General features: G+C 43.4%; 10 protein-coding genes and 3 pseudogenes. 4 read left to right on the forward strand and 9 right to left on the reverse strand.

Translation table 11 applies throughout. The features are described 5' to 3' along the window. Positions 1 to 31: 31 nt before the first annotated feature. The 3 genes from manA (at position 32) to DUN60_RS23900 (ending at position 3,393) form a co-directional block, all read left to right on the forward strand. On the forward strand, positions 32 to 1,249 hold the full coding sequence (manA, locus tag DUN60_RS23890; RefSeq protein ID WP_114635679.1) for a mannose-6-phosphate isomerase, class I: 1,218 nt from the start codon (positions 32 to 34) through the stop codon (positions 1,247 to 1,249). Between the two features lie 265 nt (positions 1,250 to 1,514). Beyond that, positions 1,515 to 1,955 carry a PTS sugar transporter subunit IIA gene (locus tag DUN60_RS23895; protein ID WP_102420624.1) on the forward strand — a complete coding sequence of 147 codons (441 nt, stop codon included), beginning with the start codon at positions 1,515 to 1,517 and terminating at the stop codon, positions 1,953 to 1,955. A 13-nt stretch (positions 1,956 to 1,968) separates the two neighbouring features. After that, the gene (locus tag DUN60_RS23900; RefSeq protein ID WP_114635680.1) at positions 1,969 to 3,393 is read left to right on the forward strand and encodes a PTS fructose transporter subunit IIBC; all 1,425 of its coding nucleotides are present in this window, start codon (positions 1,969 to 1,971) and stop codon (positions 3,391 to 3,393) included. Between the two features lie 203 nt (positions 3,394 to 3,596). Here the strand turns inward: DUN60_RS23900 and DUN60_RS23905 are convergent, their stop codons facing one another. The 8 genes and pseudogenes from DUN60_RS23905 to DUN60_RS23935 all read right to left on the reverse strand — a co-directional run bounded on the left by DUN60_RS23905 (position 3,597) and on the right by DUN60_RS23935 (position 10,263). Next, positions 3,597 to 5,102, reverse strand: a complete 1,506-nt coding sequence (locus DUN60_RS23905; protein ID WP_114635681.1) for a putative bifunctional diguanylate cyclase/phosphodiesterase — start codon at positions 5,100 to 5,102, stop codon at positions 3,597 to 3,599. Positions 5,103 to 5,311: 209 nt separating this feature from the next. Then, a pseudogene (locus DUN60_RS23910) lies at positions 5,312 to 5,554 on the reverse strand (diguanylate cyclase domain-containing protein); the annotation flags it as partial. Then, positions 5,547 to 5,860, reverse strand: a pseudogene (locus DUN60_RS24640) (LysR family transcriptional regulator); the annotation flags it as partial. The pseudogenes DUN60_RS24640 and DUN60_RS23910, both read right to left, overlap by 8 nt. A 191-nt stretch (positions 5,861 to 6,051) precedes the next feature. Then, on the reverse strand, positions 6,052 to 6,462 hold the full coding sequence (locus DUN60_RS23920) for a cytochrome c3 family protein (RefSeq protein ID WP_114635682.1): 411 nt from the start codon (positions 6,460 to 6,462) through the stop codon (positions 6,052 to 6,054). Between the two features lie 15 nt (positions 6,463 to 6,477). Next, positions 6,478 to 7,077 (reverse strand): cytochrome C, encoded by a 600-nt coding sequence (locus DUN60_RS23925; RefSeq protein ID WP_114635683.1) that lies wholly within the window; start codon positions 7,075 to 7,077, stop codon positions 6,478 to 6,480. 79 nt (positions 7,078 to 7,156) lie between these two features. Continuing rightward, a pseudogene (locus DUN60_RS24935) lies at positions 7,157 to 7,564 on the reverse strand (ethylbenzene dehydrogenase-related protein); the annotation flags it as partial. A 55-nt stretch (positions 7,565 to 7,619) separates the two neighbouring features. Continuing rightward, entirely contained in the window at positions 7,620 to 8,207 is a 588-nt protein-coding gene (locus tag DUN60_RS24940) for an ethylbenzene dehydrogenase-related protein (RefSeq protein ID WP_279627920.1), read from the reverse strand. Positions 8,208 to 8,637: 430 nt separating this feature from the next. Continuing rightward, entirely contained in the window at positions 8,638 to 10,263 is a 1,626-nt protein-coding gene (locus DUN60_RS23935; RefSeq protein ID WP_114635684.1) for an ABC transporter substrate-binding protein, read from the reverse strand. A gap of 149 nt (positions 10,264 to 10,412) precedes the next feature. On the opposite strand from DUN60_RS23935, the gene mpaA reads away from it, so the two are divergent. Beyond that, positions 10,413 to 11,123: a murein tripeptide amidase MpaA gene (gene mpaA, locus DUN60_RS23940; RefSeq protein ID WP_114635685.1), complete on the forward strand. Its 711-nt coding sequence runs from the start codon at positions 10,413 to 10,415 to the stop codon at positions 11,121 to 11,123. Between the two features lie 428 nt (positions 11,124 to 11,551). On the opposite strand, the gene DUN60_RS23945 is transcribed toward mpaA, so the two are convergent. Further along, positions 11,552 to 12,475 carry a DMT family transporter gene (locus DUN60_RS23945; RefSeq protein WP_114635686.1) on the reverse strand — a complete coding sequence of 308 codons (924 nt, stop codon included), beginning with the start codon at positions 12,473 to 12,475 and terminating at the stop codon, positions 11,552 to 11,554. Positions 12,476 to 12,523 lie beyond the last annotated feature (48 nt).

The raw sequence follows: 12,523 nt of genomic DNA on the forward strand, positions 1-12,523 counted from the left end.
TCAAGCCATGTTTCCCTTCATGGTGATTTCGATGTCTGATTTTTCTTTAGCGAACGACTCGTTCGTACAACGCTTTTTCTACCCTATGACCAACGTGATTCAGAACTACGCATGGGGTAGCTCTTCTTCGTTTAGCCAACTGTTTGGTATTGATAACCAATCTGGTGAGCCGCAAGCGGAGATCTGGATGGGCGCTCACCCCAATGGTTGTTCTATGGTGAACAATAACGGGCAGCAAACCACCCTATCGAGCTTGATCTCTCAGAACCTAAACCTGTTTCTAAGTGAGAAAGTGGCGAGTCGTTTTGGTGAGCTGCCGTATCTGTTTAAGGTATTAGCAGCAGAGAAAGCGCTCTCAGTTCAAGTACACCCGAATAAGCAACAAGCGGAATCTGGGTATGCACTCGAAGAGCAGCAAGGCATTCCAATGACGGCGGGCAACCGTAACTACAAAGATGCCAATCACAAGCCAGAACTGGTGTATGCCCTAACCGACTACACGGCGATGAATGGTTTTAGGTCGATCGACGAGATCCTTGAACATTTCCACTACCTCGATATTCCAGAGCTGCATTCGATGATCAACGATTTAGCGGGCGATCAAACACCGAATGGATTAGCGTGCTTTTTCGCAAGCCTGTTATCTTTGGAAGACGAACAAAAAGAAATGGCACTCACTATGTTGTTGATGAAGGCGAAGCTTTCAGATACACCTGTGTTCCAGTTGATTTCAGAGTTGGAACAACAGTATCCGGGTGATGTCGGTTTGTTTGCCCCGCTGCTATTGAATGTGATCACCCTAAAGCCAGGGCAAGCCATGTATTTGGATGCCGAAACGCCCCACGCTTACATCAAAGGGACTGGATTAGAGATCATGGCGAATTCCGATAATGTGCTTCGTGCCGGGTTGACACCTAAGTACATGGATATCAATGAACTAGTCTCTTGTACTCAATTCAATGAAAAGCCTGCGGATAGGTTACTGCTAAACCCAGTTGAGCAAGGTGATGTAATGGAATACCAAATTCCCGTCGAGGATTTTAAGTTCTCTATCGTCCAGAATTCTCATAAGAGAGAGATCACTACTGAGGGCGCAGAGATCTTGCTGCCGCTCGATGAATCCATGGTGCTCACCCATCAATGCGGTGAAACCTGTGTGATAGAGAAAGGCCAATCGGTTTTCATTCCCGCTTATGCTGAGAGTTACAAACTGGATTGTGTTGGGCGTGTTGCACGCGCTTACAGTTAGTCAGCACTGAGAAAATCTAAATAAACTCACACTGATCATGCCCTGCTTTTGCGGGGCATTTTTGTTTTTACGAAGCCTATTGGCGTATCAAAACATAATCAAAACGCCATTAAGTATGACCCGTATCACACTGCATTAATGATGCAAATCACACTTAATTTTGCTGGATACAAATGTACAGTGAAGGGCTTTTATTTGCTATTTCGCGAATCAGGTTAATCCATTAATTTTAATTCAAGAACTTCAATAGTGAATGAGTTAATAAATGATCACACAGCTAACTAACGTCAACTTAATTAATAACAACCTTCAAGCGAATAATAAAAAAGAACTGTTTGAAGAATTGGCAGGAATGTTATTTGAAAGCAACCGAATCAGTAATAAAGAAGCCTTCTTGGCAGACATCGAAATTCGTGAATCTCAGAGCATTACCTCGATGGACGGCATCGCTTACCCACACTCAAAAAGCAAGGCTGTCACTGAGCCGGCAATCGCTGTCGGTGTAAAGCGTGAAGGCATTGAGTATGGCGATGAAGACGGCATCAACCCAACCGTGTTTTTTATGATTGCCTCACCCGACAACGGTGCTGACCATCATATTTATGTACTACAAGAACTGTTTGGAAAATTCAGTGATGAATTTATTCAAGATATCCATAACGCAAAAGACGAACAACAAATCCTTAATATTTTAATTAATTCATAAGGCGTAGAAAATTATGAGCACCCTAACAACTCAAGCTACGAATACCAGTAGCAATTCTAATAATAAGAATAGTAGTAGCGACTTTAAAAAAATCCTTAGTACCATGAAAGGCCACCTGCTTTTCGGAACCTCACACATGCTGCCTTTCATCGTAGCTGGCGGTGTTCTATTGGCCTTAGCGGTAATGGCATCAGGCAAAGGTGCGGTTCCGGCCGACGGCCTGCTGGCAGACATCTCTAATATCGGTATCAAAGGCCTTGTTCTTTTCCCAATCATTCTTGGCGGCTTTATTGGTTACTCAATTGCAGATAAACCAGCACTAGCGCCAGCCATGATCTCATCAGGCATCATGGCTGACATGGGCGGCGGCTTCCTTGGCTGTATCGTGGCAGGCTTTATCGCCGGTGGCGTGGTGTTCCAACTTAAGAAGATCCCGCTTTCTGCGAACATGACAGCGCTAGGTGCTTACTTCATCTACCCGCTTCTAGGCACTTTAATCTCTGCAGGTATCGTATTGTGGGGCATCGGTGAGCCAATCAAACTGTTCATGTCTTCTATGAACGAGTTCTTAGCTTCAATGGCTGGCGCATCTAAGATGGTTCTAGGCACAATCCTTGGCGGTATGACTGCGTTTGATATGGGCGGCCCTATCAACAAAGTAGCGACCCTATTTGCTCAAACTCAAGTAGACACACAACCGTGGCTAATGGGCGGCGTAGGCATCGCGATTTGTACGCCACCTCTAGGTATGGCATTGGCGACTTTCCTATTCCAAAACAAGTTCTCTAAACAAGAGCAAGAAGCAGGTAAAGCAGCAGCAATCATGGGTTCTATCGGTATATCTGAGGGTGCTATCCCATTCGCAGCAAATGACCCAATGCGCGTACTTCCTTCAATCGTTGCCGGCGGTATTGTTGGTTGTGTGTTTGGCTTCATGACAGACGTTCTATTGCACGCACCGTGGGGCGGCCTAATTACGGCACCAGTATCAAGCAACATTCCAATGTACGTCGTCGGTATTGCACTTGGCTCACTAACCACAGCCGTTATCGTTGGCTTCTGGAAACCAGTGGCTGTTGAAACCGATGAAGACATGGCTGAAGCGCCAGTACAAGCTCAAGCGGCTCCAGTAGCAGGCGAAGGCGAGTACGACATCGTAGCAGTAACATGTTGTCCTTCTGGTGTTGCACACACCTTCATGGCAGCAAAAGCACTAGAGAAAGCAGGTTTAGCAGCAGGTCTTAAGATTAAGGTAGAAACACAAGGTCAAAACGGTATTCAGAACCGCATCAGCGACCTAGATGTGGCTAACGCAAGGCTGGTTATCTTGGCTCACGATATTCAAGTGAAAGACGCACACCGCTTTGCTAACGCGAACGTGATTGAATGCTCGACTAAGGAAGCGATGAAGAAAGCCGCGACTATGGTCGCTATTTAAAGCCAAAGGTTATCTAAAGCCAAAAGCTATCTAAAAGAATCAATAAATTAGTGAATGCTCACTATTGATAAAGTAACTACCCCCTAGTAACTAAAATCCCCATTCGTTTATCAACGAATGGGGATTTTTTATAGTTAGGCTAACAGTATCCTTCTCGATACAAGTCATCTGTATCCCTGCCGCTTAGATGAAAAAATATTACGTTATGTTGTTGAACATGGTTCTTTTTCAGGGGTAAGACTTACTTTTAACTGTTTGGAGGACATCGGGTAGCCCAGATAATAACCTTGGGCTTGTTCGCAATTTAACGTTTTTAAAATTGACAGTTGTTGAGCATTTTCAACCCCTTCAGCCACGACATTAATGCCAAACCCTCGCGCTATATCAATGATACCAGACGTGATGGCTCTAGAACGATAATCATCTTCTAACCCATTGATGTAACTGCGATCGACTTTGATTTCATCTACATCTAATTTGCTAAATATACCAAAAGAAGTGTAACCAACACCAAAGTCATCTATCGAAAAGGACACCCCTTGTTTTTTTAACGTCTGAACAGCGATTGCACACTGATCTATATCTTTCAAAATAGCGGTTTCAGTGATTTCAAGACAAAGTAAGCGAGCAAACTCGGGATCCTTTCGTAGATATTCATCCAGATGGTTCATGTCATCAACGCTATTTAGCTCTACCGCTGAAATATTGACCGAGACACTATTAAGCTCATTTCCTAGCAAGCCATTAGCCCTAAGTTGTGACGCAGTCTTCTCTAGAACTAACGTAGTCAAATCACGACAAAAATGATTCTCTTCTGCTAGCGCGACAAAGATATCCGGTGAAACGACACCATAGCGCTCATGCGTCCAACGAGACAACACTTCCACGCCAGCGACAAATTTACTTTCAATGTTGTATTTAGGCTGAAACACAATATCAATCGCTTTGTCATCAATCGCTTTACGTAATTCTTGCACCATTTCTTGACGTTGACGTTCAAGCTCAGTGAGTTTTGGGTCATGGAACTCTATCGTATTCTTGCTTTTTTTTGCTTCAGTTAAGGCGTGGATTGCTGATGCCATAAGTTGCTTGGCATTATTTCCATCAGAGGGGAATAGAGCAGCGCCAATACAACAAGTGGCGTTGATATCATAACGATAAGCACATTGGTTAAATCTACGATGTACGAGAGCAATGTAGGATTCAATATCTTCCTTATCATCGAGTTTGACTAAACATGCGAAACCATCGGAATGTACCCGTGAAGAAAGTGGTTGATGCTCAATAGGAAGTTCAATCGATCGGGCGATGTCTTTTAAAAATAAATTCGTATTTTCGAACCCAATCTGATCAGCTACAGATTTGAAGTTATCAATATCGAGTAAGAAGAGGACATAATGGTCACTGGCCTGGGATTTTTTTAGCCTTTTGTTTAAATATCGATAAAAAACTGATGGGCTATGAAGCCCAGTAACACTATCAAGATCGTTAGCGCTCTCTAAATCTCGATTATTTTTCCGAACCATTACCCATAACAAAGCAGACGTTAGAATGATAAATACCAGGCCTTTGACTGTCTGTGCTAAGGCGTGTTCTTGCAAGTCATTTGATAGTGATTCGACCGCGAGATCAGAAAATAAAACCCATAAAGATGACAGTATTAAGTAACTGAATACTATGTTGGCCGGATATCTTTTTGTCTTGTTCATCGTTAGCTGCTATCTCTCAGTCTAATGTGTCATGACTTATATGTTATAAATTGCTCATAACGTAGCACCAACATAAATCGCAATCTACCGCTCGCGTTTTTATTTTTAACTTTTGTTTACCGATTTTCGTCATCACTCTGCGCGACGAAAACCTTTTAAGGCTAAAACATGCCAAGAACAATTTGAGTGGATATTAGCTCTTAGCCAAACTAAGAGCTGCCAATCGCTTTTGTTGATGTCGAGTAACTGTCATATGACTCTTCAATTACAATTGTATTTCGTCCTTTAAGCTTTGCTTGATAAAGCGCCCTATCAGCGCGATCGACACAGTCTTTCCATTTTTCATTTTCTGATAGCAAGCTAATACCAAAACTAGACGTAATTGTTAAAGTTGGTTGTTGCTCAAGTTTGATCTTCTGAATTGCTGAGCGTAATTTCTCTGAAAGGGCTGCACACCAACTGCCAATGTTCTTGAAACAGTCGCTCGCAATGGGTGTCTTCGCTTTCGACCTTGCCGTTAGTCAGTTCGATATCAACATTCTGACAAGGGGTGGTTGATGGCCAGTCCACCAGCTGAATATCGAGCCTGATAAAAGAGTATTTTTTATAGAAGGGTGGCAGGCGAGGAAGGCTTCTAAACTTTTTAGCTGCTGACTCACCGCAGCTTGTGTAACGCAAAGCTCTCTCGCGGCAGCGCCAATGGAACCGAGACGAGCAACAGCTTCGAACGCAACAAGGGCGCGTAGAGGGGGTAACATGGCTTCATTGAGCGATAGATCCAAGCTCGCATCAGACTTATCTATTCTTTGATGTAGCGATCTTTGGAATAACGCAGCTCTAGAAAATGCAGATATTTGCGAAGCACGCACCGCTTAAAGACGTTGAAGAGAGTAAACCCATCACATCTAAAGTAAGAGTACTCGCTCTACTATTTTAATATGATGAGTTTCTAGAAATTAAGGCTAGACGTATTTAAATAGCGCTCTAGCCTAACTGAATAAAAGTCTGATAATTCCTCGTCTTCTTCATCGTGGCAATCTATACAGCTATCCTTAGGATCAAATTCTTCATGAGGAAGGTGACACTCGACGCACTCCATCTCCTCGCTCTCTTTGTGCTTTAGATTATGCTGGCGCCCTTCGAGGTGACCAAAATCATCATGACACTCCACGCAGCTGTTATATTCAAACTCAAGATCGTCAGAAGGCTCTTCGTCTAGATGGCACTGCCCCGCACATGTTTCATCCTTTAAGTGAATATTCGCTAGATTATGCTCATCTGGATTAGGTAAATCTTCAGCGACCACCAGAACGCATACTCCAGCAAGTAACACACCAATTAAATATTTAGTCGTACTCATAAAACTGGCTCCTTCTTACCGATGCGACTTAAGCGCTTTCTCACGCAGAATAGCTTCATGGCAGGTTGCACATAGCCCAATACGGAACTTCTTACTGATACCGATAATCGGGTCTGAATCTCGATGTAAATTGTGGCAGTTGGAACATGTTAATTTGGTGGCGTGTACATCGTGGGTCCACTCACGGGCCCTCAAACTTTCTGGAGAATGACAGGCGATACACTTTTGGTTTTGTTCGAAAATTGGTAAGTCGACATGATCATCGAATGGAATCACACTCACTAGATCAGAATCTTTGGGGTGAGAACCTTTTCTGCCATGACAAGCCGTACAGTTGTTGTAAAACTCGGTACTGGCATGTGCGCCTACAGAAGCGATGGCATCAATATTTTTAAGCAGACGCTTTTTTTGATGGCACCGTATACAACGCTTATTTTCCTTTATTAAAGTATGCATTCCCGCTTCATTGGTAATTTGGCTAGAAAACGGTTTTGCATTATGGACAGTGGAATCCTGAACTGTTGACTCAGAAGAGATCGATAACGGAATAAATAATATACTCAACGTGGTCAACACAAATAAATAAGAAACATATTGAGTAACTGTTTTGACCATAATAGTACTCTTCTGTGAAGAAATGATTTGAGCCGATTATTTCGACACAAATCATTTCAGTTAGTGACGAGTGTTATACTTATTTAAACTCAAGATTTAACACACCACGATGGTATATGTGATTAATTTGAGAGTTATCAAAAACCGCAACACCAAATGGATATAATTGGCTCAAATCATTAAATTGCACATCTTGCGTTTCTGAATTTTCACCAGTAGTGACAAGCTTACGCTTCATTTCAAGAGTCCAAACACCCTCTTTCCAAACGGCACCGACTTCGATATCACCACGAGAACCGGTAAATGGCTTACCCGTTAAACCTGGAATTCGTTCCAACTGATTGTAGTCAGGTGTAAATGGTTTCTTCCCTGAGTCTAAAATCAGTAACGTTTCATTAGTCAAGTTATCTGATACATAGGCTGGCTGGCCGTCTTTTACGTTATTAACGTACCCACCACCTGTTTTGCTGTCACCTTTACGTCCCCAACCTTTGTTTTGTTCTGGATCAGTATTGCTATCGACGTATTGGTCATCGAGCTGGTTATGAACCGCAGTTTCTCACACCTTTCCAGTGCCACATATCAATAAACTCCCCTTCACGATTGGTGTATTTCCGTGCAGGGTTCTTGTCATCACGCCCTGCGTTTTTTCCCTTTTTAGCTCTGTGACACGCAGCATTACACCCCTTATCAGAAAAGCCTTCAGCATTGATATTCCAATAGACCGCAAATTTGTCTTCGTAATAGGTATTGTCATGTCCGGTGTCATCTTTATTTTTTAACTGTTTCCATGAACCATCCTCTTGCTTAATCCAAGGAAAGCGGTCAATACTTTTGGTCGGATCGGCATAACTAAACAAGAAATAAATGTATTCATCGTCATACATTGATTTCATTTCCACGCTGGTTTTTTTAATACCCTCATAGCCATTATTTGGCTTATACGGTAATTTATTCACCTTCTGAGTCAGCGGTTTAGCTTGATCCCAAACGGCATCAACGCTGCCATCGATAACTATATTTGAGGCAAGCTTACTGCTCTCTAGTATCTTATCTTTTGCTTGAACAGCACTGGCTGGAATGATCATAAGTACAGCCACGGCTGATAGCGTCATCATTGAGTACTTCATTATTACCCTCCTAAATCCCATTGCTCTATTTATATAATTAAGCGTAGGAATGAATTAGGCTTTTTCAATTGATCGATATCAACTTAAATACAAATAGACTAAATAGAAAAATAGATATTTAGAACTCAATAAATAGAGGGTAATTTTTGAAAAAAACCTCAAATATTATAAATATCAATAGCTTTAGAGTGGCTCTCCGTAACGAATTCACAAATACTAATGGTTAGTATCGAATTCGAGCCTCAACGTTCATTTATAGGCAGCTAAAGTTGCCTATAAATAGCCTTGTCTAAAAAAGAGATATAATAAAGGGACGTTAATCATATATTTATGTTCAACGTCCCTCTTCTTCTTTTTTTGATCTTTATGCGCTATTTCTTAGATCCGTCATGTCTTCAAACCGCCATATCAGATCTCACAGTTAATCTATCTATTCTTTGATATAAAGATCCTTAGAATAGATGCGCCCTTCAACGTTGTTCTTAGCAAAACCACCGACACTTGGTCGCACTAGGCGAGCCTGCATGTAGTAATAGATTGGCGCGATAGGCATATCTTCAGCCAGTAACTGCTCCGCTTGATCATAGAAACCTTGGCGATCTTGCTCATTGGTTGCGGCTAATGCGCTGTCCATCGCTGAGTCGTACTTGTCGTTGTTGTAACGAGCAAAATTACCCGATGACTCTGAGCGCAATAGGCTCAAGAAGGTCGACGCTTCATTGTAGTCACCGCACCAAGACGCTCGCATTACATCAAAATCACCTTGGCGACGTGATACTAGGTAAGACTTCCACTCTTGGTTTTCCAGCTCAACTTGCGCGTCTAGATTGCCTTTCAGCATGGATGCAATCGCCACCGCAATCGACTTGTTCGATTCACTGGTGTTATAGAGCAATTTGAAATCTAATGGGTTAGACGCATCGTAGCCCGCTTCTTTCAACAGCTCTTTCGCCTTTTGGTCTCGTTCCTTTTGAGTCCATTCACTATATTCAGGCTGAGTCGCATCAAAGCCTGCCGTGTACTCATGGGCAAAGGTATAAGCCGGCAAGTTACCCACCTGAGTGACGCCATTGGTAATCACATCACGCATCATTGAGTAAGACACCGCTTTACGCACTCTCGCGTCATCAAACGGAGGTCGTGTGGTATTGAATGCGTAGTAATAAGTACACAGTAGAGGGACGGCGGTATAAGCGTCTTGATACTTTGTTTTCAGCTGTTGCGCCATATGTGTTGGTACATCAGACGTGATATCAACCTCACCCACCGCATAACGGTTAATCGAAGAATTTTGGTTCTCAAACGGAATGTATGTCACTTGAGTTAGGTTCGTATCTGAACTGTCCCAATAGTTAGGATTCTTCTTCAGTTCAATCCGTTCGTTAACCACCCACTCGTCTAAACCAAAAGCGCCATTCCCCACAAACTGCTTAGGATCGCTCCACGGCTTGTCGCTGTTTTCTAGCGTTGTCTTGTGAACTGGCATCATTGAGGTGTGGCCTGTCATCGCCACAAAGTAAGGCACTTTACTATCAAGCTCGAACTTCACCGTGTGCTTGTCAACGGCAGAGATACCTAACTCTTCAACGGGCTTCTTAGCTTCCGCCACGTCAGCAATATTGCTGATTTGAGTAAGTTTAAGATACCAAACATTCGGCGAAGCCAGTTTCGGGTCGACCGCGCGTCTTAACGCATACACGAAATCATCGGCCGTCACCGGATCGCCATTCGACCATTTCGCGTCTTTACGCAGGTGGAATACAAACGTCTGGTTGTCTTCGGTTTCCCAAGATTCCGCGACACCTGGAGTGATATTGCCATCGCGATCTTGAATCACTAAACCCTCAAATAGGTCACGTAGGATGTGCATTTCCGGCAGGCCTTCTGCTTTCGCAGGATCAAGCGTCGCCGCTTCTGCATCGTTAGCACGAACTAAATGCTGGTCTTTTGCCAGCGAAACACCAGCAGGTAAGGTTTCAGCAACGGCAGTCACTGATATAAAAGGGGTCAATAAAGATGAAATGAGTAAAGCCGTTGAATGTTTTTTAAAATCCATGTTTTTTTGCTCTCCTAGCCTATCTTTGAAGCAAAGTAATAAAATTAACAATGCGACGGTTGACGAGTTTTGACGCTATGGTTTATTTAATAGAGGTCATCTAAATAGTAGTGACTATTTGATAGTACTTGATCAATCAGGAGATTAAGGTGAGTTTAATTCCAAGAACGGAAAGAGCTGCGTTTTCGATAAAGCCGCTGTCATATGGAAAATCGGTGTTGGGTGCACCTTTGATCTATTTCCCCGCGCAAATCGAAAGCGAATCTCGCGGACTGATTTTAGCAGGCACACACGGTGATGAAACTGCTTCTATCGCGGGTTTATCTTGCGCGCTAAGAAGCTTACCTGCCGCCAACTTGCGACACGATGTGATCTTATCGATGAACCCAGACGGTAATCAACTAGGCACTCGCGCTAACGCTAACCAAGTCGATTTGAACCGCGCCTTTCCGACTAAAAACTGGACAGAAAACGGCACCGTCTATCGTTGGAGTTCACACACACCAGTCAGAGATGTAAAAGTTAAAACCGGCCAAGTCGATCAACTTGAACCTGAAGTGCAGTCACTTATCAACCTCATTGAGCAGCGCCAACCCAAGTTCGTCATCTCGTTCCACGAACCACTCGCCATGGTCGACGACCCAACTCAATCAGAACTCGCTATTTGGCTAGGCAAACAGTTCAACCTACCACTCGTTGAAGATGTGGATTACGAAACCCCAGGCTCATTCGGCACATGGTGCCAAGAAAGAAACCTACCGTGTATTACCGTAGAACTGCCGCCCGTTTCTGCGGATCTGACTATCGAGAAATATTTGGATGCGTTTGTGGCGGTGTTGGGGTGTGAGGGAGTTGTTTAAAGATTACTAACTCATTTTTGGACAACAATAAGAACAAGTAGACGGATGAGTACAGAGTACCAGGTTCTCTATTGTTACTGTCTCGATGAAACCTGTCTCACCCGCTTAGTGGTCGACTCGACAGTATCCAGTGTTGTTCACACCCTATCCGATACTTTCAAGCCATCGAAAAATAGCTCACCTGATTCTAATACAAGAGAGCAATTAAGCCTCAATATCTAAAGCCCTCAAATAACACCATTCTTATGCTTTCATTTAAATTATAATTATTAGAACTCAAGCTAAACAGCTTAGAGCAGAACTTCACGCTCAGATAGCACCACTTACACAATCAAGATGCAGATAATTCGAGAATTTCGTATAGATTTTGGTAAGGAAAAGAGAACTCCTGCCTTTGTATATTGATAGATTAAGTCCCTGATTTAAAATTAAGCGCAGGTTCGCGACGTGCGTTTAAAATTTTGAATACCTGGTAGCAGTAGGCCTGCAATAACAATCGCAATGCCGATCAATTGTAACGGCGTGACTGCCTGTCCGAGCATAAATGAAGTCAGCACAGAGAAAATCGGTACAAAGTTAAAGAACAGTGCAGCATTCGCCGAGCCGAGGTGACGCACACCATTTAACCACAGTAAATAACCGGCAACCGTACCAAACACTCCGATATACACCACTTCTGACACTCCCAACGCGCTACTATTCCAAAGCTCAGTGAACGGAAGTACTTCTGGCGATGCCAGACACATCGCACCAATCACCGCCGCTCCGCTTAGCATACCGACAAAAGTATAAGAAATAACAGGTATCCAGCGACTGATACCCTGACTGAAGTAAGTGTACAAACTCCAAGCCAACATGCCGCAAAAGATGAGTTTATCACCGTGGTTGATCTGCATTGAGAGCAGTTCTTTCGGATGCCCATTGGTGATTACGATCAGTACGCCGGTCAAGCTAACTAGCAGACTAAAACACTGGGCGAAAGACGGCAGCGTTCGAAGAGCAATACACGTAATCAGCGAAGTCATCAGTGGGCTGAGCGCCATGATTAATGAGCCATTTGTCGCACTGGTGTAAGCTAATCCGGTAAATAAGCAAAGATTGAGCCCACCCACGCCCACAACGCTAACGGCGATGACCCAGCACCATTGCCGCGAACTCAAGTAAAGCTTGGGCATCCGCGCCGCTTTGAGGTATATCGCCAGACACGAAGCCGCAATTATAAAACGCCAGAACACTAGTGTCAGCGCGTGCACTTCGTTTAATGCGAGCTTACCAATAGGAAAACAACTGCCCCAAAAGAAAGTACAGATGATGAGAAGAACAGCGGCTTTAAAAGTTGAATCAGATTTCATCGTCACTCCGAATGACTTGTCAAAATGTGTTCCCTAGTGTATTAATTT

This window comes from Vibrio splendidus, assembly GCF_003345295.1.
GTDB classification, from domain to species: domain Bacteria; phylum Pseudomonadota; class Gammaproteobacteria; order Enterobacterales; family Vibrionaceae; genus Vibrio; species Vibrio splendidus_K.